The sequence below is a fragment of the Variovorax sp. 05N34 genome (genome assembly GCF_056397405.1).
Genome location: NZ_JBFTNI010000005.1, coordinates 338,420 through 361,897, shown reverse-complemented (window position 1 = coordinate 361,897; position 23,478 = coordinate 338,420). Strand labels below are relative to the sequence as shown.

The 23,478-nt window shown below is 64.5% G+C and carries 20 protein-coding genes; 6 read left to right on the top strand and 14 right to left on the bottom strand.

Annotation, left to right across the window (positions count from 1 at the left end; all coding sequences use genetic code 11):
• Positions 1 to 4 precede the first annotated feature (4 nt).
• The 10 genes from hutG to AC1DMA_RS16320 all read right to left on the bottom strand — a co-directional run bounded on the left by hutG (position 5) and on the right by AC1DMA_RS16320 (position 10,952).
• Positions 5 to 823, bottom strand: coding sequence for an N-formylglutamate deformylase (gene hutG / locus AC1DMA_RS16365; RefSeq protein WP_478144940.1), 819 nt, complete (start codon positions 821 to 823; stop codon positions 5 to 7).
• Positions 824 to 841: 18 nt separating this feature from the next.
• Entirely contained in the window at positions 842 to 2,224 is a 1,383-nt protein-coding gene (locus AC1DMA_RS16360) for a formimidoylglutamate deiminase (protein ID WP_478144853.1), read from the bottom strand.
• Between the two features lie 10 nt (positions 2,225 to 2,234).
• Entirely contained in the window at positions 2,235 to 3,479 is a 1,245-nt protein-coding gene (hutI, locus tag AC1DMA_RS16355) for an imidazolonepropionase (protein WP_478144852.1), read from the bottom strand.
• On the bottom strand, positions 3,476 to 4,072 hold the full coding sequence (locus AC1DMA_RS16350) for a HutD/Ves family protein (protein ID WP_478144851.1): 597 nt from the start codon (positions 4,070 to 4,072) through the stop codon (positions 3,476 to 3,478). The genes hutI and AC1DMA_RS16350 overlap by 4 nt, the downstream gene beginning before the upstream one ends.
• Before the next feature lie 20 nt (positions 4,073 to 4,092).
• Positions 4,093 to 5,811 (bottom strand): urocanate hydratase, encoded by a 1,719-nt coding sequence (gene hutU, locus AC1DMA_RS16345; RefSeq protein WP_478144850.1) that lies wholly within the window; start codon positions 5,809 to 5,811, stop codon positions 4,093 to 4,095.
• A 39-nt stretch (positions 5,812 to 5,850) separates the two neighbouring features.
• The gene (hutH, locus tag AC1DMA_RS16340; protein ID WP_478144849.1) at positions 5,851 to 7,401 is read right to left on the bottom strand and encodes a histidine ammonia-lyase; all 1,551 of its coding nucleotides are present in this window, start codon (positions 7,399 to 7,401) and stop codon (positions 5,851 to 5,853) included.
• Between the two features lie 58 nt (positions 7,402 to 7,459).
• Positions 7,460 to 8,230, bottom strand: a complete 771-nt coding sequence (hutC, locus tag AC1DMA_RS16335) for a histidine utilization repressor (RefSeq protein ID WP_478128444.1) — start codon at positions 8,228 to 8,230, stop codon at positions 7,460 to 7,462.
• A 106-nt stretch (positions 8,231 to 8,336) separates the two neighbouring features.
• On the bottom strand, positions 8,337 to 9,116 hold the full coding sequence (locus tag AC1DMA_RS16330) for an ABC transporter ATP-binding protein (RefSeq protein ID WP_478128445.1): 780 nt from the start codon (positions 9,114 to 9,116) through the stop codon (positions 8,337 to 8,339).
• Complete coding sequence (locus AC1DMA_RS16325) at positions 9,116 to 9,958, bottom strand: ABC transporter permease (protein ID WP_478128499.1); 843 nt, start codon at positions 9,956 to 9,958, stop codon at positions 9,116 to 9,118. The genes AC1DMA_RS16330 and AC1DMA_RS16325 overlap by 1 nt, the downstream gene beginning before the upstream one ends.
• Before the next feature lie 28 nt (positions 9,959 to 9,986).
• Positions 9,987 to 10,952 (bottom strand): ABC transporter substrate-binding protein, encoded by a 966-nt coding sequence (locus AC1DMA_RS16320; protein WP_478128446.1) that lies wholly within the window; start codon positions 10,950 to 10,952, stop codon positions 9,987 to 9,989.
• Between the two features lie 333 nt (positions 10,953 to 11,285).
• On the opposite strand from AC1DMA_RS16320, the gene recQ reads away from it, so the two are divergent.
• Entirely contained in the window at positions 11,286 to 13,172 is a 1,887-nt protein-coding gene (gene recQ, locus AC1DMA_RS16315; protein ID WP_478144848.1) for a DNA helicase RecQ, read from the top strand.
• Here recQ and AC1DMA_RS16310 read toward each other — a convergent pair.
• Together AC1DMA_RS16310 and AC1DMA_RS16305 are read right to left on the bottom strand one after the other, a co-directional pair.
• Positions 13,169 to 14,740, bottom strand: coding sequence for a S41 family peptidase (locus AC1DMA_RS16310; RefSeq protein ID WP_478144847.1), 1,572 nt, complete (start codon positions 14,738 to 14,740; stop codon positions 13,169 to 13,171). The genes recQ and AC1DMA_RS16310 overlap by 4 nt on opposite strands.
• A 49-nt stretch (positions 14,741 to 14,789) precedes the next feature.
• The gene (locus AC1DMA_RS16305; RefSeq protein WP_478144846.1) at positions 14,790 to 17,111 is read right to left on the bottom strand and encodes an ATP-binding protein; all 2,322 of its coding nucleotides are present in this window, start codon (positions 17,109 to 17,111) and stop codon (positions 14,790 to 14,792) included.
• Positions 17,112 to 17,231: 120 nt separating this feature from the next.
• On the opposite strand from AC1DMA_RS16305, the gene AC1DMA_RS16300 reads away from it, so the two are divergent.
• From AC1DMA_RS16300 to AC1DMA_RS16290, 3 genes are all read left to right on the top strand, one after another.
• A complete protein-coding gene (locus tag AC1DMA_RS16300) occupies positions 17,232 to 18,431 on the top strand; it encodes a threonine ammonia-lyase (protein ID WP_478144845.1) in 1,200 nt (399 codons plus the stop codon).
• Positions 18,432 to 18,510: 79 nt separating this feature from the next.
• The gene (locus AC1DMA_RS16295; protein ID WP_478128451.1) at positions 18,511 to 18,666 is read left to right on the top strand and encodes a hypothetical protein; all 156 of its coding nucleotides are present in this window, start codon (positions 18,511 to 18,513) and stop codon (positions 18,664 to 18,666) included.
• 170 nt (positions 18,667 to 18,836) lie between these two features.
• A complete protein-coding gene (locus AC1DMA_RS16290; RefSeq protein ID WP_478144844.1) occupies positions 18,837 to 20,684 on the top strand; it encodes a phosphoenolpyruvate carboxykinase (GTP) in 1,848 nt (615 codons plus the stop codon).
• Positions 20,685 to 20,752: 68 nt separating this feature from the next.
• Here AC1DMA_RS16290 and AC1DMA_RS16285 read toward each other — a convergent pair whose 3' ends face one another.
• Complete coding sequence (locus AC1DMA_RS16285) at positions 20,753 to 21,259, bottom strand: hypothetical protein (RefSeq protein ID WP_478128453.1); 507 nt, start codon at positions 21,257 to 21,259, stop codon at positions 20,753 to 20,755.
• 105 nt (positions 21,260 to 21,364) lie between these two features.
• Here AC1DMA_RS16285 and AC1DMA_RS16280 point away from each other — a divergent pair, with 105 nt between their 5' ends.
• A complete protein-coding gene (locus AC1DMA_RS16280) occupies positions 21,365 to 22,345 on the top strand; it encodes a LysR family transcriptional regulator (RefSeq protein ID WP_478128454.1) in 981 nt (326 codons plus the stop codon).
• A gap of 8 nt (positions 22,346 to 22,353) precedes the next feature.
• Here AC1DMA_RS16280 and AC1DMA_RS16275 read toward each other — a convergent pair whose 3' ends face one another.
• Entirely contained in the window at positions 22,354 to 22,524 is a 171-nt protein-coding gene (locus AC1DMA_RS16275) for a hypothetical protein (protein ID WP_478128455.1), read from the bottom strand.
• A 125-nt stretch (positions 22,525 to 22,649) separates the two neighbouring features.
• On the opposite strand from AC1DMA_RS16275, the gene AC1DMA_RS16270 reads away from it, so the two are divergent.
• On the top strand, positions 22,650 to 23,474 hold the full coding sequence (locus tag AC1DMA_RS16270; protein WP_478144843.1) for a metallophosphoesterase: 825 nt from the start codon (positions 22,650 to 22,652) through the stop codon (positions 23,472 to 23,474).
• The last annotated feature ends 4 nt before the right edge of the window (positions 23,475 to 23,478 follow it).

Below are 23,478 nucleotides of genomic sequence, written 5' to 3'. Positions count from 1 at the left end.
TGCCTCAACCTTGACGCGACGCGGCGAAGTCGAGCATGGCGGCCAGCATGCGCTGCAGGTGCGGCTTCACGAGCGCGGCGCGTTCCGGCAAATAGTCGAACGGAAGTGATTCCTGCATATAGCTGCACTGGGTCATTTCGAGCTGCACGGCATGCACGCCTTGCGACGGTCGCCCGTGATGCCGCGTGATGTAGCCGCCGGTGAAGCGGCCATTGAGCACGCTGGTAAAGCCGGGTGCCTGCTTGGCGATGCCCAGCAGCGCTTCGGCCACGGCGCGATCGCAGCTTGCGCCCTGCGCGGTGCCCAGATTGAGATCGGGCAGCTTGCCCTCGAAGAAGCGCGGAAGCACCGATCGGATCGAGTGCGCGTCCCACAGCATGGCAATGCCGTGCTCCGCCTTGATGCGCATGAGTTCGTCGGCGAGCTGTCGGTGGTAGGGCTGCCAGATGGCATCGCGCCGTTCGGCGATCTCCGCGGCATCAGGAACATCGCCCGCCGGATAAAGCGCGGTGTCGTCGAAGGTGTCGACGGGGCACAGGCCGGTGACGCTCTGCCCGGGATAGAGGCTGGCGCCATCCGGGGGACGGTTGAGGTCGACGACGTAGCGCGAGTGCGTCGCCACGAGCACCGAGGCGCCGAGTTCGTCGGCGAAGTCATAGAGGCGCTCCAGATGCCAGTCGGTGTCGGGCATATGGCGTGCCTCATCGCTGAGGCGCGCAGCGATCGACGGCGGCACGTGCGTGCCCACGTGCGGCATGGAGATCAACAGCGGACGCGTGCCGCGGCGGAAACGGAAAGGAGGCTCGGTCGTCGTGAAGGGCATTGCGGTCATTCCTTGCGGTCATTCCTTGGCGAGAAGTTGGCTGCGCGCGGCCACGAACGCGGCTGCGGCTTCGTCGTGAGCAACATGGCGGCCGGCGGCTGTCAGGGTCTTGCCGGCAACGTGGACACTCCTGATGGCAGAGGTGCGATGGCTCGCGAATACGTGCGCAGAGAGCATGTCCTGCGCGGAGAGCCCTTGCAGTGCGATGTGCGACGGGTCGAGTACGACGAAATCAGCCTGCTGACCCGCGGCGAGTCCTTTGACGGCGCGGGCCGATGCCTGCGCCCCGCCCTGCACGGCCGCAAGCGTCAGAGCGGTTGCGACATCGCGGTGCGCCGCGTCAGCACCTACATTGCGTTGTCGCGTGGCAAGCCGTTGGCCGTACTCCAGCATCAACAGTTCCTCCGCCGCATTGACGCAGGCGTGGCTGTCGGAGCCGATGCCCCAGCGGCCACCGCCGGCGCGCCATGCCTCGAAATCGAAGACGCCGTCGCCCAGGTTGGCCTCGGTGGTGGGGCACAGGCCCACCACAGCGCCACTGACAGCCGCGCGGCGGTATTCATCCGCATCCATATGCGTTGCATGCACCAGGCACCAGCGCGCATCGACCTTCGCGTGATCGAGAAGCCATGCCACCGGACGCTGGCCGCTCCATGCAATGCTCGCGTCGACTTCGCCGGTCTGTTCGGCAATGTGGATGTGGATGGGCGCCGTGGCATCGATCGCATCCAGCCCCTCGAGCACATTTCGCAAGCTGTCCGGTGGCACCGCGCGCAGCGAATGCGGCGCAACGCCGAGCCGTGCACCCTGAACCTCGCACAGTGGGCGCAGTCGCTCCAGCAGCCTCAGCATTGAATCCGTTGAGCGAATGAAGCGCCGCTGTTCCTCGCTCGGCGGCAGAGCGCCGAAGCCACTGGTCTGATACAGCACGGGCAGCAGCGTCATGCCGATGCCCGCACGCGCTGCCGCCCTGAGCAGCGCCAATGCCAGGGTCGCATCGTCAGCGTACGGTTTGCCATCCAGATGGTGATGCAGGTAATGGAACTCGCACACCGACGTGTAGCCGGCTTCGAGCATCTCGATGTAGAGCCAGGTGGCGATCGCCTCGACCTGGTCCGGCGAGATCCTTGCCGCGAAGCGGTACATCAGCGTCCGCCAACTCCAGAAGCTGTCCTGCGCCGCGCCGCGAAACTCGGTCAGCCCACCGAAGGCGCGCTGGAAGGCGTGCGAATGAAGATTGGGCATGCCGGGCAGCACCGGTCCGGCAGCGCGCGGCAAATTGCCGGCTGGCGTGTGATCGCGCGTGACGGCGGACAGCACGCCATCGGCATTCCATTCGAGCAGAACGTTGCGCGCCCAACCGCTCGGCAGCAACGCATCGGATGCAAAGAGGGATGGCATCCTTGGCCCTTCAGCGTGAATGTCCGGACGCAATTCGCCCTTGGCGCACGATGGTGCGAGCGGGCTGCTGGCCGAACCAGTAAGCCAGTTCGGCGCTCTCGCGAAGCCGCCACAAAACGAAGTTGGCCGGTCGGCCAACGGCCAACGCACCATGCGTGTCTTGCAGGCCCAGCGCACGCGCCGCATGCCGGGTCACTCCTGCGATCGCCTCGGGTACGGTCAGGCGAAAAAGCGTGCAGGCCATGTTCACCATCAGCAGCAGACTGAGCGCAGGCGATGTGCCCGGGTTGTGATCGGTGGACACCGCCATCGGCACGCCCGCTGCGCGCAGCGCATCGATCGGCGGCAGATGCGTATCGCGCAAGGTGTAGAAGGCGCCGGGGAGCAGCACGGCCACGGTGCCCGCCTCTCGCATCGCCGCGATGCCTTCGGCGGAGAGATGTTCGATGTGATCGCAGGAGAGCGCGCCATAGCGGGCTGCCAACGCGGCGCCGCCCATGTCGGACAGTTGCTCCGCATGCAGCTTGACCGGCAGCCCCAGCGCCTTGGCCGCCTTGAACACGCGCTCGGTCTCCACCAGCGAAAAGGCGATGCGCTCGCAGAACACATCCACCGCATCGACAAGCCCTTCCGCAGCCAACGCAGGCAGCATCTCATTGCAGACGAGTTCGACGTAATCGGCGCTGCGCCCTTCGTACTCCGGCGGTAGTGCGTGCGCGCCGAGAAAGGTGGTGCGCACGGTGACGCCGTATGCCTCGCCGAGGCGCCGCGCGACCCGCAGTTGCTTGCGCTCGTGTTCGGTCGCGAGGCCATAGCCGGACTTGATCTCGATCGCGCAGACACCATCGGCGAGCAGTTGCTCAAGACGCGGCGCCGCTTGGGCATAGAGCGTGTCTTCGTCCGCGTCACGCGTGGCGCGAACGGAGGAGACGATGCCGCCGCCGGCCTTCGCGACTTCTTCATAGGTGGCGCCGGCCAGACGCATCGCGAACTCGTTCGCGCGCTGTCCGCCGTAGACGAGATGCGTATGGCAGTCGATGAGTCCGGGCGTGACCAGCGCGTCGTGCCCATCAAAGCGCGGCAAGCCAACGTATGCGTGCGGCAAATCGCTCGGGCGGCCGATCCAGGCGATGTTTCCAGCGGCTACCACGATGGCCGCTTCACCATCGATCGAGCTGTCATCAGCGAGCGCGCCCGGCGCGATGCGGAGGCGGTGCCAGACGCCATCGGCCGAAGGGAGTTCGAGGTGGTTCATGGTGTTTGTTCGCTTGAGCTTGTGTTTGTCGGCCCGATGCGCACCGCGACCAGCGCGGCATCAGCGTCGCCTGAGGCTGCTCGCCATTCACGCGCATCACCGTCCCACCAGAACCCGGTGCCGGCCGCGCAATCGATTTCGTTCAATCGCCAATTCCCGCGCAGCACCAGCAGCAGCCCTCGCTCCGCAAGCGCGATGCCGCCGCTCCCGTGCAGCACGCGGACGTCCGCCCGCAGCTTGCCGCGACGCGTCATCACGTTGAAGTCGGTGGAGCTTCCTCCGAGCAATTCGCAATCCAGCACCGCGTCACCGGCAAAAGCGAATGGCGCGTGCGGCACGTCGAGCCGATGGTCGATGCGGCCGCCCACCGAGCGAAGGCGCACTCCAGCACCGTCCAGCAGCATGATCACGCGGTCCACATCGGCGAACGCCGAGAACGGCCCGGTCTTGTCGATGGTTGCGATGCTCACTCGCCAGTCGAAACCTTCGATTCCGGCGCCCGGCGGCGAGCACACGATCTCTCGCGTCACCCCGCCGCCGTTCTTCCACGGCATTGCGGGCAGCGAGCCCATGTCGAATCTGTGCAGTGCCACGTTGCGACCGACTGCTGCGCCTACTTGATCATCGGCAGGTTCAGTCCCTGCTTCTTCGCTGTCGCGATGGCGATGTCGTAGCCCGCATCGGCATGGCGCATCACGCCGGTGGCCGGGTCGTTGAAGAGCACGCGTTCGATACGCTTGGCAGCCGCGTCGGTCCCGTCGCAGACGATGACCACGCCCGAGTGCTGCGAATAGCCCATGCCGACACCGCCGCCGTGATGCAGGCTGACCCAGGTCGCGCCGCCGGCGGTGTTCAGCAGCGCGTTGAGCAGCGGCCAGTCGGACACGGCATCGGTGCCGTCTTTCATCGATTCCGTCTCGCGGTTGGGGCTGGCAACGGAGCCGGTGTCGAGGTGGTCACGGCCGATCACGACAGGGCCCTTGAGCTCACCGCTCTTCACCATCTCGTTGAAAGCCAAGCCCGCCTTGTGGCGCTCGCCCAGGCCGAGCCAGCAGATGCGCGCCGGCAAGCCCTGGAAGGCAATGCGGTCGCGCGCCATGTCCAGCCAGCGATGCGTGTGCTTGTTGTCGGGGAACAGCTCCTTGATCTTGGCGTCGGTCTTGTAGATGTCCTCGGGGTCGCCCGAGAGCGCCACCCAGCGGAACGGGCCCTTGCCTTCGCAGAACAGCGGCCGGATGTACGCCGGCACGAAGCCAGGAAAGTCGAAAGCGTTCTTCACGCCTTCATCGAAGGCGACCTGGCGGATGTTGTTGCCGTAGTCGACCGTCGGAATGCCCATCGCCTGGAAGTCGAGCATCGCCTGCACGTGCACCGCGCAGGATTTGGCGGCGGCTTTGCGCAAGGTCGGATGCTGCGTCGGATCGGCCTTGGCAGCCTCCCATTGCGCGAGTGTCCAACCCATCGGCAGGTAGCCGCTGGCGAGGTCGTGCGCGGACGTCTGGTCAGTCACGAGGTCGGGCTTGATTCCGCCTGCCTTGGCGCGCTTCACCAGCTCCGGGAGCACATCGGCTGCATTGCCTAGCAGGCCGATCGACACGGCTTCGCCGGCTTCGGTGTGCTGCTTGATGAGCGCCAGGGCGTCGTCGATGTCCTTTGCCTGCTTGTCGAGATAGCGCGTGCGCAGGCGGAAGTCGATGCTCGATTGCTGGCACTCGATGTTGAGAGAGACCGCACCCGCAAGCGTCGCGGCCAGAGGCTGCGCGCCGCCCATGCCGCCGAGGCCGGCCGTGAGAATCCACTTGCCGGTGAGGTCGTTGTCGTAATGCTGGCGGCCCGCTTCGACAAAGGTCTCGAAGGTGCCTTGCACGATGCCCTGGCTGCCGATGTAGATCCAGCTGCCGGCAGTCATCTGGCCGTACATCATCAGGCCCTTGCGATCGAGCTCGCTGAAGTGCTCCCACGTCGCCCACTTCGGCACCAGGTTCGAATTGGCGAGCAGCACCCGCGGTGCGTTCTCGTGCGTCTTGAAGACGCCCACCGGCTTGCCCGACTGGATGAGCAGCGTCTCGTCGTCGTTCAGTTCCTTGAGCGACGCGAGGATCTGGTCGAAGCAGGCCCAGTCGCGCGCCGCGCGGCCGATGCCGCCATACACCACGAGGTCCTGCGGGCGCTCCGCCACCTCCGGGTCGAGGTTGTTCTGCAGCATGCGAAACGGCGCCTCGGTGAGCCAGCTCTTGCAGCTGAGCGTGCTGCCGCGCGGCGCGCGAATCACGCGGCTCGCGTCGTGACGTGGATCGGTCTTGGCAGCGAGGAATTTGTCGGGTGCATTCATGGCGAAGTGTCCTTTCGGTGTCGGAACGGAATCGTTGATTCAGGTGCGGCTAGGCAGGATGGACTGCACAGGCCCGGGCCATTGGCCCTGGCGCGCCCAGACGCGCATCGCTTCGATGGAAGGCGCCAGGAAGCGGTCCTGGTCGATGAAGGCGACGCGCTCGCGGATGGCGGCGAACTCGGCTTCGAGGAGCGGTGAGCTCTTAGGGCCACGCTTGAGTTCGATGCCTTGAGCGGCGGCCATGGCCTCGATGCCCACCACGACCGCCGTGTTCTCGACCATCTCTGCAAGGCGACGGCCCGCAAACGTGGCCATCGACACATGGTCCTCCTGATTGGCCGAAGTCGGCAGGCTGTCGACGCTGGCCGGATGCGCGAGTGACTTGTTCTCCGACGCGAGCGCAGCGGCGGTGACCTGCGCAATCATGAAGCCGGAGTTGACGCCGCCATCGCGCACCAGGAACGGCGGCAGGCCCGACAGGCCGCTGTCGAGCAGCAGCGCCATGCGGCGCTCCGAGATCGCGCCGATTTCGCTCACCGCGAGCGCGATGATGTCGGCCGCGAAAGCGACAGGCTCCGCGTGAAAGTTGCCTCCGGAGATCACGTTGCCGTTGTCAAAGACCAGCGGGTTGTCGGATGCCGCATTGGCTTCGATGCGCAGCACGCGCGCAGCGTGCGCCAGGTTATCGAGGCACGCACCCATGACCTGCGGCACGCAGCGAATCGAATACGGATCCTGCACGCGACCGCAGTCCGCGTGCGAAGGCACGATCTCACTGCCGTCGAGCAGTGCGCGCATCGCACCGGCCACTGCGATCTGCCCGGGCTGGCCGCGTGCCGCGTGAATGCGCGCATCGAACGGCTTGATCGAGCCTTGAATGGCTTCGAGCGAAAGCGCGCCCGCCATCAGGCCGGCGGCAAAGACGTCCTCTGCACCGAAGAGGCCAGCCAATGCGAGCGCGGTCGAAACCTGCGTGCCGTTGAGCAGCGCGAGCCCTTCCTTGGGTCCAAGCACGAAGGGTGCAATGCCGAGGCAGCCGAGCGCATCGGCGCCGCCGATCACATCGCCTTCAGGCGTCGTGACTTCCCCCTCGCCGATGAGCACGCAGGCGAGGTGCGCGAGCGGTGCGAGGTCGCCCGATGCGCCAACCGAGCCCTTCGAGGGAATGCGCGGCAGCAGGCCCGCATTGCACAGGCCGAGCAGCGCATCCACGATTTCAGGCCGCACGCCCGAATGGCCGCGCGCCAGGCTCACGGCCTTGGTTGCGAGCACAAGCCGAACCACGCCCGCGGGCAGCGGATCGCCCGTGCCGGCACTGTGCGAAAGCACCAGATTGCGCTGCAACTCCGCGAGCCGCTCGGTGGGGATGATGGTTTGCGCCAGCTTGCCGAAGCCGGTGTTGATGCCGTAGACCACGTCCCCGGATTCGACGATTTTGCGCACAGTGGCTTGTGCGGCCACCAATCCCGCGCGGGCCGACGAATGCAGCGCCAGTCGTTCGCCACCGGCGTACACGCGGCGCAGCGTGGCGAGATCGACCTCGCCGGGCGTGAGCATGAGCGGCGCTGGGGTGAGAGAAGCGTTGTCCATGAAAGATCCTGTCTATACAAGTAGGGGCGTCAAAAGATGTGAGACGAACGGACGCGACCTAGCCGATGCTCGGATTGCCGTCGGCGCGAAAGCGGCTGCCGAGACGGTAGCGTGAAGCCGGGTGCAGACAGCGGACCAAGGTCACGGGCGTCGTGCGTGTCCACGTACGCCGTGTGAGCAAGAGGCATGGGTCGGTGCCTGCCATGGCCAGCCGCTCGGCTTGCTCCGGCGTCGGCAGCACGGCATCGACGACATGCTCGATCTGGTCGAACGGCACGTTGCGCACCAGGAATTCGCTCGGCGGGATCGCGCCGAAATCCTGCTCGAGAAAGTTGGGAACCACGCGCGGATTGACGTAGCGATCCTCGAGCTGGACCGGAATGTCGTTTTCGAGATGCAGGCACACGGTGTGAAAAACCGATTCGCCGGGGCGCAGGTCGAGCCACACTGCGGCGTCTGGCGACGCCGCGATGCGCTCCGCCACCAGGAACTCGCAGCGGTAGTCGTGGCCGCGCGCGCGGATCTCGCTGGCAATGTTGGCGATCTGCAGCAGCGTCGACTGGGGCTTGTTCTCCGCGACAAAGCTTCCCACACCGGCAACGCGCACGATCCGGCCCTGCTCCACCAATTCGCGCAGCGCGCGATTGACCGTCATGCGGGCTACGCCGAACTGCGCGACGAGTTCGCTTTCAGATGGCAGGCGGTGCCCCGCAGCCCAGGAGCCGTCCTGAATCTTGTGCGTGATGAACGCCTTGACCTGCTCGTAGAGTGCCATTGCAGGCAGCGCCGGGCCGGGCGAACCAGATTTGCGAAGCGCGGCAGCCGTCATAGCGCCTCCGCGAAACACCGCGGAACCGGCTTCGCCGGGCCGCTGGTGTTGCCCCCTGCAAGGGGGTGGGAGAAGCGACACGAAGTGCGCGAAGCCTGGGGGTGGTTCATGATGCTGCTGCAGCCATGGATTCCGCGCGAATCTCTTCGGTGAGGCGCGCCTTGATCTCCATGAACTCCGGCGATGTCTTGACGGTGTAGTGGCGAGGATGCGGAAAGTCGACCGCAATCTCGGTCTTGATGCGACCAGGACGCGCGCTGAACACCGCCACGCGATTGGCCATGAAGATCGCCTCGTCGATGTCGTGCGTGACGAAGAGCACCGTCTTGCGCGCCGACTCCCAGATGCCGAGCAGCAGTTCCTGCATGAGCACACGGGTCTGGTTGTCCAGCGCGCCGAAAGGCTCGTCGAGCAGCAGCATCTTCGGATCGTTGGCGAGCGCACGCGCGATGGCGGTGCGTTGCTGCATCCCACCCGAGAGTTGCTTGGGAAAATGGTTCTCGAACCCGCGCAGGCCGACCTTGGCGATGAAGAAGTCGCTGCGCTCCTTTTGATCGGCCTCACTCATGCCACGTTCGCGCAGGCCGAAGCGGATGTTCTGCGCAATCGTCAGCCACGGAAAGAGCGTGTAACTCTGGAACACCACGCCGCGATCGGCGCCCGGTCCTTCGATGGTCTGTCCGTCCAGCAGCACTCGGCCTTCGGTCGGATAGTCGAGGCCCGCGACGATGCGCAGCAGCGTCGATTTGCCGCAGCCCGACGGGCCGAGAATGGTGACGAAATCGTTCTCGCGCACTTCGAAGTCGATCGGCAGCAGCGCCTGCGTCTTCTGGCCGCGCGTGCCGGTGAAGGTGCGCGAGACACCGCGAATGGAAAGCTGGTTCATCACAGAGTGCTCCATGCGAAGAGGCGACGGTTCAGCGCCTTGAAGGCCAGGTCGGAAATCAACCCGATCACGCCGATGACGATGATCCCGAAGATGATCTGCCCCGTGTTCAGGAGCGCCTGGCTGTCCGTGATCATGTGGCCGATGCCTGAAGACGAACCGATCAGTTCGGCGACGATCACGTAGGTCCAGGCCCAGCCCAGCACGAGGCGCAGTGTCTCGGCAATGCCCGGCGCCGCGCCCGGGATGAGCACCCGCAGCACGATGCCGCGGCTGTTGGCGCCCAGCGTGTAGGCCGCCTCGACCAGATCGCGCCGTGCGCTGCCCACCGTGACGGCCACCATCAGCGTGACCTGGAACACCGAGCCGATGAAGATCACCAGCAGCTTCTGCGCTTCGCCGATGCCCGCCCAGAGAATCAGCAGCGGAATGAACGCAGAGGCCGGCAGGTAGCGGCAAAAGGACACGAAGGGCTCGAAGAACGCTTCGACACTCTTCCAGGTGCCCATCGCGATGCCGAGCGGCACCGCGACGATCGAAGCCAGCACGAAGCCGCCGAGCACGCGCCAGACCGTCATCGCGATGTCGTGGCTGAAGTCGTATTGGGTGAAGAGCTGCACGCCCTCCTTGAGCATCGTGATGGGGCTCGCGAGGAAGGTCGGCGAGACGAATCCGCCGAGCGTAAAGAAGCTCCAGACCACCACGAAGACCACGAAGAAGCCCAGCCCAAGGAGCCATCGGGCGCGCGCGCTGACGGGTTCGAGCGGGGCTAGCGCGCGGCGCCGGCGAGGCGCCACCGACGCGACCGCTCCTGCGGGCATCACCGGCTTGGATGAGTTCATGACAGGCGTCGCGTCCATGGTGTCGCTCTTACTTGATGAAGCTGGTGTCGACGATGGCGTTCAGGTCGTCAGGCGCCTTGCGGATCACGCCGGACTCCAGCAGGATCACCTGCGCATCTTTCATGAAGGGTACGATGTCGTTCGCAAAGAATTTCTGGTTGGCCGCCTTGTCGGACCAGCGCAGGTAGGCAGATGATTTCGCGAACTGTTCGCCCGACTGCTTGACCGCGGCGCCCATGATCTCGTTCGATTTGGCCGGATCGTTCTTGATCATCTCCAGCGCTTCGAAGTACGAATTGGTCAGCGCCTGCGCAGCCTTGGCGTTGGACTTGAGCCAGGTCGGCGTGCAGCCGACCGTGTCCATCACCATGGGGTAGTCGAGCGTCGTCGCCAGGATCTTGCCGGCGGCCGGATTGGAGCGCACTGTCGAGAGATACGGCTCGTAGGTCATCGCGGCGTCGTTCTGACCGGAGACGAAGGCCTGCGCGGCAGGTTGCGGCTCCAGCGAGACCAGCTTCACATCCTTCATGGTCATGCCGTTCTTGTTGAGCATCCAGGCCAGACCGAAGTAAGGCGAGGTGCCCGGCGCGCTGACGCCGACTGCCTTGCCCTTCAGGTCCGCAAAGGTCTTGACGTCGTTGCGCACGGCGATGCCGTCGGCGCCATAGGACTTGTCCATCTGGAAGATCTGCACGATCGGCACGCCGTTGGCGTTCCATGCCACATGCGTCTCGACCGTGGTGGCGGCGCACTGCACGGCGCCCGAAGCCACCGCCAGGTGGCGGTCCTTCTGCGGAATCATGCGCAGTTCGACGTCCAGCCCATTCTTCTTGAAGATGCCTGCCTTGTCTGCCAGCGTGAGCGGCGCGAAGCCGGTCCAGCCGGACATGCCGAGCACGATCTTGGTTTCCTCCGCGCTGGCATTCGCCGCCATGCCTGCGATGCACGCCATTGCCGCGACCAGCGAGGCGATTTTTCCGACCGACTTGACCATCAAGGTTCTCCTGTTGCGTTTCAAAAAAGTTCGGCTCGCTGGAACGCCATAGGTGCCGATCCCAGCAGGAGGCCGAGTTTCTTTCGCTGCGATGCACCTGTATATACAGGTTAACCCGAGACTGCGACCCAGATCAAGAGCCGTCTGCCCCTTTGCAATGCAACAGATACATTTCGGCGCACCAAAAGCTGTCTAGACAGGTCGCAAAGCAACGAACAAGATGGTGGTTTGCAAAGCCTGTGCCAGCCTGCGGAAGGCCATCGGAGACAATGGCGTTCACGCGCACAGGAGGTGCGCGTGCTCGTTCCAGCACCCACCAGAATCAAAGCCGCCTTGTCCGCTCCACCCTCCGAATCCCCTGCAACCGCCACCGCGCCGGAACTGATCCTTCACGAGGTCTTCGGCTACGCGCAGTTTCGCGGACCTCAGCAGGAGATCGTGCATCACGTCACCGACGGCGGCGACGCCCTCGTGCTGATGCCAACGGGCGGCGGAAAGTCGCTCTGCTACCAGATCCCGGCTATTGCGCGCCAACGCTGCGGCCATGGCGTTGCGGTCGTGGTGTCGCCGCTCATCGCGCTCATGCACGATCAGGTCGGTGCGCTGCACGAAGCAGGGGTCGATGCGGCGTTTCTCAATTCCACCTTGGATTGGGAGCAGACCCAGGACGTCGAGCGCCGCATGCTGCGCGGCGAAATCACTCTGCTCTACGCTGCGCCCGAGCGCGTGACGACGCCGCGCTTCCTGTCCCAGCTCGATTCGCTGCATGAGCGCGGCAAGCTCTCGCTGTTCGCCATCGACGAGGCGCATTGCGTCAGCCAGTGGGGCCATGACTTCCGGCCCGAATACCGCGCGCTGACTGTGCTGCATGAACGCTATGCCGGCGTGCCGCGCATCGCGCTCACTGCGACGGCCGATGCACTGACACGGGCGGACATTGTCGAGCGCCTTCAACTCGAAGAAGCGCGCCAGTTCGTCTCGAGCTTCGACCGGCCAAACATCCGCTACACGATCGTCGAGAAGAAGGACGCGACCACCCAGTTGCTGCGCTTCATCGAGCGCGAGCATGAGGGCGATGCGGGCGTCGTCTATTGCCAGTCCCGCAAGCGCGTCGAGGATGTGGCCCAGACTCTGAGCGATGCAGGCATCAACGCGCTGCCCTATCACGCGGGTCTGGATGCGGCAGTCCGCCAGAAGCACCAGGACCGCTTTCTGCGCGACGAAGGCATCGTGATGGTCGCGACCATCGCCTTCGGCATGGGCATCGACAAGCCGGACGTGCGCTTCGTCGCACATCTTGACATGCCGAAGAACATCGAGGGCTACTACCAGGAGACCGGCCGCGCAGGGCGCGACGGCGAACCGGCCGACGCCTGGATGGCCTACGGCTTGCAGGATGTGGTGAACCAGCGCCGCATGATCGACGAAAGCCCCGCGGGCGAAGACTTCAAGCAGGTGATGCGGGGCAAGCTCGATGCGTTGCTGTCGCTCGCAGAGGCCAGCGACTGCCGGCGTGTGCGTCTCTTGGGCTACTTCGGCGAGAAGAGCATCGCCTGCCTGAATTGCGACAACTGCATCGCGCCACCGCAGGTGTGGGACGGCACGGATGCGGCTCGCAAGCTGCTCTCCACCATCTACCGTGTGCAACAGCAAAGCGGCATCAGCTTCGGCGCCGGTCACATCATGGACATCCTGCGCGGCAAGGCGACGGAGAAGGTCAAGCAGTTCGGGCACGAACGCGTGAGCACTTTCGGCATCGGGAGTGAGTTCTCGGAGCCGCAGTTGCGCGGCGTGCTGCGGCAGTTGATCGCGACCGGCGCGCTCTCGGTCGACGCGCAGGCCTACAACACCTTGCAACTCACCGACGGCTCACGCGCTGTCCTCAAGGGCGAGATCAAAGTCATGCTCCGCGAGTCTGTGTCGCAGCCCGCGGAGCGGAAATCGCGGCGCGAGAAGACGGTTCGCGGCGCCCCATCGCCAGCCGCTGCCACGCTCGATACGCAGGCCCAGACCCGCTTCGCCGCCCTCAAGGCCTGGCGCGGCGAAGTGGCGCGCGAGCACAACCTGCCGGCCTATGTGATCTTTCACGACGCGACGCTCGCAGCCATTGCAGAACGCGCCCCCGCCACGCACGAGGACCTCCAGGGCATCAGCGGGATCGGCAGCAAGAAGCTCGAAGCCTACGGCGCGGATGTGCTCCGCGTCTGCGCGGCGTTCTAGCCGGGGTTCGCAGCGCTCGGCCTCACGATCCGGTTTTCTCGCGATGGCGAGCGGATCAGATAAGGCGTGCCGCCCACCTCCGCCTTGTTGCGCGCAGCATCGATCTTGCTGGCGACCACTGCAGGGCAAGCTCCATTGCTGCGAAAGCTCAAGGCCGCAGCAAGACGGGCTTCCGCCGGATCTCCGAGTGCGTGGTCGAAGTCGTCCGCCACTGCGCAAGTCGGCGCAAAGCCATCGCCATAGTCGCCGAAGCCCTTCTGGTTGACGCCCTGGAACTGAATGGCGAAGTAGGTGGTGCCGCAGTTGTCCTGCGGAAAGAAGCCGTAGGGCTTGCCGCAGGTCGTGCCGCCAATCAGATTGACGGTGACGCCGACGCCCCGCAGGCTGTTGACCACCGACTCGCTTGCAGAGCAGGTGTCCGGCCCCGTCAGCACGGTGACGCGCGACAGGCCGAGCTTCGGCAGCGGCTGCCCCGCCGTGGTCGAGAAGCCCCGCGTGGTCGAATGAAACGGCAACGTAGCCTGTGCGGGCGTGAGCGCGAAGGGGTTCTTGCTGTTGAACTGAAGGCGCTCGAACACGGTGCCGGCCGTCGCCGTGACGGGCCCAACCATGTAGGCGAGTTCGCTCGCGACGTCGAGCAGGCCCCCGCCGTTGTAGCGCATGTCGATCACGAGATCGGCGATGCCCGCGCCCTTCAATTGGTTGACGGCAGCGATCAGCTCCGCTTCGGCCGTCGCCATGTGGTCATTGAAGAGCATGTAGCCGACCGGGCCGCTGGCGGTCGCGATCGTGCTCACATGCTGCACGGGCGTGCGGGTGACTCGCGTTGAAGTCAGCGTCACGGTGTGGTCGCTGCCATCCGCCGCGCGCAGCGTGAAGCTGTGCGCCTCGCCTTCGTGCATGGGACTGAGGCCGGCATTGAGTCCGGCAACGTCCGCGCCATTGGCGACGTCGATGCCGTCGATGGCAACGACCTTCGCGCCGCGGGCGATCGCGGACTGGTCCGCCGGCGAGCCCGGTTCCGTGAAGGCAACGCGAAGGTCGCGGGGCGGCGCGGCGCTCAAGAACGCCAGTTCGAGTCCGTAGCCGATCTCGATGCCGTTCTGCGACGAAGCGAGAAAGTCCGCGGTGTCTTCGGTGAAGTGGAAGCGGTCCTTGGCGTGGCCGCTCGCCGTCAGCTTCGGCGTCTTGAGCGCGCCGAAATACGCGATCGGCGTTGCGTAGTCGTCCGCCGCGAGGGTCGTGGGCACTTCGTCAAACCACAGGTAGGTCTCATCGATCCAGGCGCGGACCCAGCTTTTCTCGGTGGCGGCAGTCCCAGGGCGATCGGGAAAGGCGGCGCCGGTGTCGGGGTCGACGCCCATTCGCGGCGCGGCGCACTGTCCGGCGACGCTGGATGACGCCACGACTGGCTGGCTCGGCGTCGCAACGGGCGCCGAGGCTATCGGCAACGCGACTCCGCCCCCGCTGCTCCCGCCGCCMCCGCACGCGGCGACCATGGCCACGACAGCCAACACGGCGATGGGTGTGGCGCAGCGCACTGCAGCCAACGTACGGACACTCTTCATCGTTCGCCCTCCCGCGCGGCGAATCCCGCTGCAGTCTTTGTGTTTTGGTTTACTGAACGAAGCCCATGCCGCGCGATTCACGCACTTCGGGCTTGATTCGATGCTCAGCGTCGAGCTGGTCGAGAAACTCGGCCGCTGAAAATTCGACCGCAAGGATATCCGTCTGACGTTTCACTGCCGCGAAATCGCCCGGGCAGAGTTGCTGAAGCTTCGCAAGGCGCGTCCTGATTTCGCTCGTCATGAGCATGGCGTCTCCAGCGAGCGCTTCGGTGATGAACATCTGCTCGCGCTGTTCGCTGGTCAGCGGCATGAACTTGATCTTGAAGGTGAAGCGCCGCAAGGCCGCCTGATCGAGTCGCTCGAGCAGGTTGGTGGTGCACACGAAGATGCCATCGAAGCGCTCCATGCCCTGCAGCATTTCGTTCACTTCGGTCACTTCGTAAGTGCGCTGGGCGCCCCGGCGGTCCTGCAGGAAGCTGTCGGCCTCGTCGAGCAGCAGGATGGCCTTTTCGGCTTCGGCTTCCTTGAACATCGCGGCCATGTTCTGCTCGGTCTCGCCGACGTACTTGCTCATCAAATCGCTGGCCTGCTTGATGATGAGCGGCCGGCCAATCGCTTTCGCAAGGTGTTCCGCCAAGGCGGTCTTGCCGGTGCCGGGCGCTCCGTAGAAGCAGAGCGTTCCGTGTCCACGCACCTTGAGCGCTTCGACGATGCGCGGGATCTCGAAACGGGTCTCGACGTTCAACATGTCGAGGTCATAGGTCGTGACGCTGCGTCGCGCACCCAGCCCGTCGAGCGTACCGAGCGCGAGGTCGGCGTTCTTCAACTGGCGCTCGATGAGGCGCTCGATCGAGTCGCCTTCGGTCATCGCCAGCTCGGCAAAACGCACGGCCGTCCGGATCTGCGCAGGCGTCAGGCCCTTGCGCGCCGCGAGCTTTGCCGTGAAGGTGTCTGACACCGAAACACCCTCGAGCGTCTTGCGCACCAATTGCTCGCGCGCGCCCGGCGGCGGTGACTTGAGTTCGAGGTGATAGGCAAAGCGGCGCCGAAAAGCCGGATCGATCTGTTCGATGCGATTGGTGACCCATAGCGTGGGCACGGCATTCGATTCGAGAATCTGATTCACCCACGCCTTGCCGCTGACGCTTCCGCTGGTCGGCGAAGGAATCTGCTCGGCGCGCGCCATGAGTTGCGCGGCCTCGGTGCTGATGGGCGGAAACACGTCTTCCACTTCGTCGAACAGCAACGCAGCCTGCTCGCTGCCCTTCAGGAACACTTGCGCGATCTGCAGCGAACGGTAGCGATCACGGCCCGACAGCGAATTGCCGTCGCGATCTGCGTATTCGACTTCGAAAAGCTCGAGCCCCGCTGCTCGCGCCACCACCTTGGCGAGTTCGGTCTTGCCGGTTCCGGGCGGGCCATAGAGCAGAACGTTGACGCCTGGCTCCTTGCGCGCGACCGCAGCACGCAGCAGTGTGACGAGCATCTGCGCATCGTCGTCGACGAAAGAGAAATCCTGGACAGTCAACGCGCTCTTGGCGGACGGCCGCGTGAACACCGCCATCAACTCGTTGCGATCGCGGTATTCGCGCATCAGCACCGGCGGGAGCTTTTCGCTGACCTTCATCAGGTCAGCGAGGTCGGTGATGTTGTGTTCCGAGATCAGGTTTTCGATCAGGCCGATGCGTTCGAGCCGGGAGCCCGCGCGCAGTGCTTCGCCGACATCGCTCGCGTTGACGCCGGCCACTTCGGCGATGGCCGCATAGGCTTCGGGCGCGTTGTTGACCTTGAACTCGACGAGCAACGATCGCAAATCGCGCTGATAGCGTGCCAAGGTGCCATACAGCAGCAGCGCGCGCTCGGCCTTGTTGAGTTGCAGCAGCCCGGCAAGTGCGTCGATGTTCTTCTCGACCAGCGTTGATTGCTTGCGCAAAGCATGTGTGAGCCAGTCGCGCGTCACCGACAGCACCGCCAGCAAGTCCTTGGGCTGGTCCTTGGCGTATTCGTCGAGATAGAAGAACAGCGTGCCCTCCTCATAGGGACCTCGCCAAACGCCGTGCCGCTCCAGCAGCGTCCTGCCGTCGAAGTTCTCGACGTCTTTCCAGACCTCGTTGCCGGCGCAGCGGCGGCTCAGGAACTCCCGCAGCCGCAAAAGCACGGGCGTCGGCCAGACCAGATGCCGCCCGGTGAGCGACAGGAGGCCGTTGAGGTCGCGGCGCACGTTGAACCGAGGGCCCTGCTTGGCCGCCAGCGTCAGCACGAAATGCGAACACATGAGTTCGAGCACCGGCGCTTCCTTGAGTCCGGGCGATGGCAATGCATGGCCGCGGGAAGCCGCAGCCACTACATCGACGCCAGAACGCTTGACCATTCACCAACCTCCTACCGGGAGAAACCAATCTGGGAGCGACCATAGCGCAGAGTTTTGGCTTCGGGAAGCCTGCAAGCGGGTAAAAACCCGGATGTTGCGAATCCATCCACAATGCTTGCAATGGTCGAAATCAAAGACATCGAACGTGCGGCAGCGCGCCTGAGAGGACAAATACTCGAAACGCCGTGCGTGGAATCGCGCACGCTCTCGGAAATCGTCGGTGCGCAAGTTTTCCTGAAATTCGAAAACCTCCAGTTCTCGGCGTCCTTCAAGGAACGCGGCGCATGTAACAAGCTCGTCGACCTTTCAGAGGGCGGCACGCGTGGCGTGATCGCGATGTCGGCCGGAAACCACGCCCAAGGCGTGGCTTACCACGCGCAGCGCCTGGGCTTGCGGGCATTGATCGTCATGCCGCGGTTCACGCCCGGCGTGAAGATCGAGCGGACTCGCGGTTTCGGTGCCGAGATCGTGCTCCACGGCGACACCCTCGACAGCGCACGCGCGCACGCCCTGGAGTTGGCCGAACGGGAAGGCCTGGCTTTCGTTCACCCGTATGACGACAACGCGATCATTGCGGGACAGGGCACGGTCGCGCTCGAAATGCTCGATGCGGTTCCGGATCTCGACACGCTGGTGGTGTCCGTCGGCGGCGGCGGATTGATTGCCGGCATGGCGGTTGCCGCACGCGCACGCAGACCGGACATCGAAATCGTCGGCGTGCAGACCACGCGCTTTCCAGCCATGGTCAATGCCGTGAAGGGCACCGCGCACCCGCAGGGCACCAACACCATCGCCGAAGGCATCGCGGTCGGAACGCCGGGAGCATTGACGCAAGAGATCATCGGCCGGCTGGTCGACGACCTGGTGCTGGTCGACGAGGGCGACATCGAGCAAGCGGTGCTGATGCTTCTCGAAATCGAGAAGACGCTGGTCGAAGGGGCTGGTGCCGCGGGTCTCGCGGCACTGATCAGGCATCCGGCCCGCTTCAAGGGCAAGCGGGTCGGGCTGGTGCTCTCGGGCGGGAACATCGATCCGCTGCTGCTGGCAGCGATCATCGAACGCGGGATGGTGCGGGCCGGACGGCTGGCGCGCGTGCGCGTCAGTGCGCGCGACATACCGGGCTCCCTGGCCCATATCACGGCCACTGTGGCGCAAGCGGGCGCCAACATCGACGAAGTGCACCATCAACGCGCGTTCACCATGCTTGCGGCCCAGAACGTGGACATCGAACTGGTGCTCCAGACGCGCGGGCGGGAACATCTTTCGAGCGTTCTCATTGCGCTGAGAGCTGCCGGATTCGAAGCTATGGAGCAGCACTGAGGCTCTGGCAACCCCCTAGACTGCGACCCGCCGGGCCGCCTCTAAAATGACCTCAGTCCTGAGAACCCGAGGAATCCTGATGACCAACCCAACAACTCCCATTGAACCCGGCCATGCGGCCGCCGTCGAAAAAGACGCGGTCGAGTCGATCGTTCATCTGATGCCCCTCGTCCTGCCGATCGTCGGCGGAGTGCTGATGCTCCTTTTGGCATCCATCGCCATCTACATGGCTTGATTCGCCTCTGGCCGAATCAGGGGTCGGCATCGTCCGGCCCCATCTTGCGGTCCGTGCTGGCTGACACCCGGCCCCACTCTTCAGAGACTGAAACGTTTTTTCAAATGGATCTCGCCGTCCTCGGCGCCGAGTCCCCTTCGAAAAGACGATTTTCAACTTAGGAGATTTCGATGAACGCACCGCTGAAGGGACTCGCCATTCAGGCCCCCTCTTATGTCAAGCACGCCAGGCTGATCGCCTGGGTGGCAGAAATGGCCGCGTTGTGCAAGCCGGCCGCCGTCCACTGGTGCGACGGCAGCGCCGAGGAATATGACCGTCTCTGCCAACTCATGGTCGATGCCGGCACTTTCAAGAAGCTGAATCCCGCCAAGCGGCCGAACTCCTTTCTGGCAACTTCCGACCCGAGCGACGTCGCGCGAGTGGAAGACCGCACCTTCATCTGCTCCGCGAAAAAGGAAGACGCCGGCCCCACCAACAACTGGATGGCCCCTGACGAGATGCGCGCAACGCTCCAGCCGCTGTTCGACGGCTGCATGAAGGGCCGCACCATGTACGTCGTGCCCTTCAGCATGGGCCCCTTGGGCTCGCCCATCGCGCACATCGGCATCGAGTTGTCCGACAGCCCGTATGTGGCGGCCAACATGAAGATCATGACCCGCATGGGCAAGGCCGTGTACGACGTGCTGGGCGCCGAAGGCGACTTCGTGCCTTGCGTGCACACGGTCGGCGCGCCGCTCGAAGCCGGGCAAAAGGACGTCTCCTGGCCCTGCAACAAGACGAAGTACATCGTCCACTACCCTGAGACGCGCGAAATCTGGAGCTACGGCTCGGGCTACGGCGGCAACGCGTTGCTGGGCAAGAAGTGCTTTGCGCTGCGCATCGCATCGAACATGGGCCGCGACGAAGGCTGGCTCGCCGAGCACATGCTGATCCTGGGCGTCACGAGCCCCGAAGGCAAGAAGCGCCACGTGGCAGCCGCATTCCCCAGCGCCTGCGGCAAGACCAACTTTGCGATGCTCATCCCGCCAGAGGGCTTCGGAGGCTGGAAGGTCACCACCATCGGCGACGACATCGCCTGGATCAAGCCCGGCGCCGACGGCAAGCTCTATGCCATCAACCCCGAAGCGGGCTACTTCGGCGTGGCGCCGGGCACGAACATGCAGACCAATCCGAATTGCATGGCGAGCCTGGACCATGACGTGATCTTCACCAACGTCGCCTTGACCGACGACGGCGACGTCTGGTGGGAAGGCATGAGCGAGCCCCCCGCCCACGCGATCGATTGGCAAGGCAAGGACTGGACCCCGGCCATCGCCAAGGAAACGGGTGCAAAGGCGGCGCATCCGAATGCGCGCTTCACGGTGTCCGCCATCAACAACCCGGCGCTCGACGAAGCCTGGGACGATCCGAAGGGCGTGGCAATCGACGCCTTCATCTTCGGCGGCCGCCGTTCGACGACCGTTCCGCTCGTGACCGAAGCCCGCAACTGGGTGGAAGGCGTCTACATGGCAGCGACCATGGGCTCCGAAACGACCGCCGCAGCTGCCGGCCAGCAAGGCGTCGTCCGGCGCGATCCGTTCGCGATGCTGCCGTTTGCCGGCTACAACATGAGCGACTATTTCCAGCATTGGCTCGATCTCGGCAAGAAGCTCGAAGCTTCCGGCGCACGTCTGCCAAAGATCTACACCACGAACTGGTTCCGCAAGGGCGCTGACGGCAAGTTCGTGTGGCCAGGCTACGGCGAGAACATGCGGGTGCTGAAGTGGATGATCGATCGCATCGACCAAAAGGCCGAAGGCACCGAGCACGTCTTTGGCGTGAGCCCGCGCTATGAAGACCTCAACTGGACGGGCCTGGACTTCAGCGCTGAACAGTTCAACACCGTCACCAGTATCGACAAGGCGGCGTGGCAAGCTGAATTGAAGCTCCACGCAGAGCTTTTCCAGCAACTGGACCATCATCTTCCGAAGGAGTTGCCGGCAACGAAGGCCGCCATCGAGCAGCGTCTCGCTGCCTGAGCCTTCGCGTTCGGCCAAAGAAAAAGCCGCCTTTCGGCGGCTTTTTGCATGAGCGCGGTTCGACCAGATCAGTAGTAGCCGACGCTGCGCAGTGCATTCCGGAACGACGGCACGGCGTCCTCGGATCCGACTGCCGCGGTCGCGGTGCTGAATTGCGGCCGTTCCTGGCGCAAGGCAGCCACTTCGAGGTCGCGGAGGATACGGGTGTCGTACTTGGCATACGCCATGAATTCTTCATCGGCGCGTGCCGCTGCACGATGGCGCGCCACCTTGCGGGCGGCTGCAATCCCACGGACCGCCAGCGAACGGGCCGTGCCGGCGAAGAGGGCCATGCCCACGAAGGCCACACCCCAGAGCACCACCCAAGCGACGAGCAGGCCACCCTCTTCAGTGGTCGACATGAGCTTGTCGGCAACCACCAGCAGTGATGAAACGATGGCGGCCAGGAGCAAAGCGGCCAAGCCGCGCGAACTGTCGAAGCCGAGGCGCGAGCGGCGAACGCGCTCGATCACAGCCTCTGCGCGAAGCACGCCGGGGTGGGTTGCAGGAGTATCTACGTGTACGAAGTGGGTCATGAGGTGCTCCAAAGGTGAACAAAATCGGAGGCGATGCGCTGATATTAGGGGTTACCCTAGTGTTTATCTAATTTATCTTTCTGATGTCTATCATTCAGCCTAATGATGGACATCAACTTCCGCACACTCGACCTCAACCTCCTTCGCGTGTTCGACGAAGTCATGGCGGAGCGCAATCTCACGCGCGCGGCGCGAAACCTCTCCATCACGCAGCCGGCGGTGAGCAACGCGCTCAGGCGATTGCGCGAGGTGCTCGGGGACGATCTCGTGCGACGCTCAGGCCCCGGCGTCGAGCCGACGCCGCGCGCCTTGGCGCTTTGGCCCACCGTGCGCGATGCGCTGCGGCAGCTTCAGCACACTCTTGCCCCTGGCGAGTTCGACGCAAGCGGCGCAAGCACGACTTTTCTTCTGGCGATGGCGGATGCGACGGCAGCCGAACTCATGCCAGGCCTGATCAAGATCGTTGAGACCGAAGCGCGCGCCGTTTCGCTGCGCGTGCTGCCTCTCACCACGCGCGATCCGCGCCGCATGCTCGAAAGCGAAGAGGTCGACGTTGCGATTGGCTACTTTCCGGCCGTGGTCGCCAGCTTGTCCGCGCGTGGTCAGTCGGGGGACGGCACGCCCTTCGAAACCCAGCGGCTCTACGTGGGCGAATACGTTTGCGTGATGCGGCGCGATCACCCGCTGGCCGCTGCGCCCCTGACGCTCGACAGCTACTGCGCCGCCCGTCATCTGCTCGTCAGTTTTTCCGGACGCCCGCACGGCTTCATCGACCAGACGCTGGGTGCGCTCGGGCGCGAGCGGCGCATCGTGGTCACGGTCAACCAGTTTTTCACCGCGGGCCGCGTGGTCGCGAATTCTGATCTGCTGACCGTCATGCCGCGTCATTTCGTTCGTGTCACGGGAATCGACGACCAGCTCGTCTTGCGCGATCTGCCATTCGATCAGCCGCACGTGCATGTGGATGCGCTCTGGCATCGGCGCGCGCAGCATGCGCACGCGCACGAATGGCTACGGCAGGCGCTGCTGCGGTCGGCGAGCGCCGCGTTCGAAGGGTCGCCGCTGGGCAGGAGAGCAGGAAGGTAGGAGGCTGATCAGCGGATGACGCTGAGCCAGGCGCTGGCCGCAGCGCGCAGTTCCTGGGCATGATGCGCATCGAGGCCAGCGCGAACGTCGGCCGATTCCATCAGCGCGGTGGCCGGATTGGAGGTCACGGCATTGGAAGAGAAAAAGAAACTTGCCACTTGGGCGATCAAGCTGAACATGATGGTGCGCCGCTTTTGCGCGCGCTTGAAGTAACGATGGATTGAAGATTAAGGGTTTTCCCCAATACTTCAAGTTGAACTTTATGCGTGCAGCGCATGACCTCCTCATCTAGACTGCATTCATCATGAAGCTCCAGTTGCTCTCCGACCTGCACATCGAGGTGCATCCGCAACTTGAGATTGCGCCGGCCCCCGGTGCCGATCTGCTGGTACTTGCCGGCGACATTGGCTCTTACCAGTCAGGTTCGAGGCTGCTGGAACCGGACTTCGGACTGGGCCGCTTTTCGCCTCGCCACGGATGGCCGGTCCCGGTCCTGTACGTGCCGGGCAACCACGAATACGACAACGCCGACTTCGACGAGATCCACACGCGCTTGCGTGAGACTTGCGACGGACTCGATATTCAGTGGCTCGAGCGCGAAATCCTCGTCATTGACGAAGTCCGCTTTGTCGGCACCACGCTGTGGGCTGATTTCGATGCACTCGTGGAGCCGACGGACAGCATGGCCGAGGCTTTCAAGAAACGCGGCAAGGCGATGCGCGCAGCCAATTTCTATCTCGAGAAGGCAGGCACGCTCCGCGCTGGTGAACTCTTTCTTGCAGAACCTCTGAGAGAGCACTCACTGACGTGCCAGGCGTGGCTGCGAAATGCTTTGGCCGAGAACTTCGACGGCACCACGGTCGCGGTCACGCATTTCGCGCCGACGCTGGCGAGCGCCGATCCGCGTTATGGGCTGACGCCCGGCACGGCCGGCTTCTGCAACAGCCTGGACGAACTGCTGCCCTATGCCGAGCTCTGGCTGCACGGGCATCTGCATTGCCAGTTCGACTATGTGAAGGACGGCTGCCGCGTCGTCGCCAACCCGCTGGGCTATATGTCGAAGGGCGAGCAGGAGAACTTTCGGCCCGATCTCCTGATCGAGGTGCCGCGGCCTCGCGGGCGCGGCTGACGCG

Excerpts from the sequence above, each read along its gene's own strand:
- AC1DMA_RS16270 (WP_478144843.1), top strand. The coding sequence starts at position 22,650 with ATGAAGCTCCAGTTGCTCTCCGACCTGCACATCGAGGTGCATCCGCAA.
- AC1DMA_RS16280 (WP_478128454.1), top strand. The coding sequence starts at position 21,365 with ATGGACATCAACTTCCGCACACTCGACCTCAACCTCCTTCGCGTGTTC.
- hutG (WP_478144940.1), bottom strand. The coding sequence starts at position 823 with ATGCCCTTCACGACGACCGAGCCTCCTTTCCGTTTCCGCCGCGGCACG.
- AC1DMA_RS16325 (WP_478128499.1), bottom strand. The coding sequence starts at position 9,958 with ATGAACTCATCCAAGCCGGTGATGCCCGCAGGAGCGGTCGCGTCGGTG.
- AC1DMA_RS16300 (WP_478144845.1), top strand. The coding sequence starts at position 17,232 with ATGGTCGAAATCAAAGACATCGAACGTGCGGCAGCGCGCCTGAGAGGA.
- AC1DMA_RS16360 (WP_478144853.1), bottom strand. The coding sequence starts at position 2,224 with ATGCCATCCCTCTTTGCATCCGATGCGTTGCTGCCGAGCGGTTGGGCG.
- AC1DMA_RS16295 (WP_478128451.1), top strand. The coding sequence starts at position 18,511 with ATGACCAACCCAACAACTCCCATTGAACCCGGCCATGCGGCCGCCGTC.
- hutC (WP_478128444.1), bottom strand. The coding sequence starts at position 8,230 with ATGACGGCTGCCGCGCTTCGCAAATCTGGTTCGCCCGGCCCGGCGCTG.
- AC1DMA_RS16305 (WP_478144846.1), bottom strand. The coding sequence starts at position 17,111 with ATGGTCAAGCGTTCTGGCGTCGATGTAGTGGCTGCGGCTTCCCGCGGC.
- AC1DMA_RS16330 (WP_478128445.1), bottom strand. The coding sequence starts at position 9,116 with ATGAACCAGCTTTCCATTCGCGGTGTCTCGCGCACCTTCACCGGCACG.
- hutI (WP_478144852.1), bottom strand. The coding sequence starts at position 3,479 with ATGAACCACCTCGAACTCCCTTCGGCCGATGGCGTCTGGCACCGCCTC.
- hutH (WP_478144849.1), bottom strand. The coding sequence starts at position 7,401 with ATGGACAACGCTTCTCTCACCCCAGCGCCGCTCATGCTCACGCCCGGC.
- hutU (WP_478144850.1), bottom strand. The coding sequence starts at position 5,811 with ATGAATGCACCCGACAAATTCCTCGCTGCCAAGACCGATCCACGTCAC.
- AC1DMA_RS16285 (WP_478128453.1), bottom strand. The coding sequence starts at position 21,259 with ATGACCCACTTCGTACACGTAGATACTCCTGCAACCCACCCCGGCGTG.
- AC1DMA_RS16320 (WP_478128446.1), bottom strand. The coding sequence starts at position 10,952 with ATGGTCAAGTCGGTCGGAAAAATCGCCTCGCTGGTCGCGGCAATGGCG.
- AC1DMA_RS16275 (WP_478128455.1), bottom strand. The coding sequence starts at position 22,524 with ATGTTCAGCTTGATCGCCCAAGTGGCAAGTTTCTTTTTCTCTTCCAAT.
- AC1DMA_RS16290 (WP_478144844.1), top strand. The coding sequence starts at position 18,837 with ATGAACGCACCGCTGAAGGGACTCGCCATTCAGGCCCCCTCTTATGTC.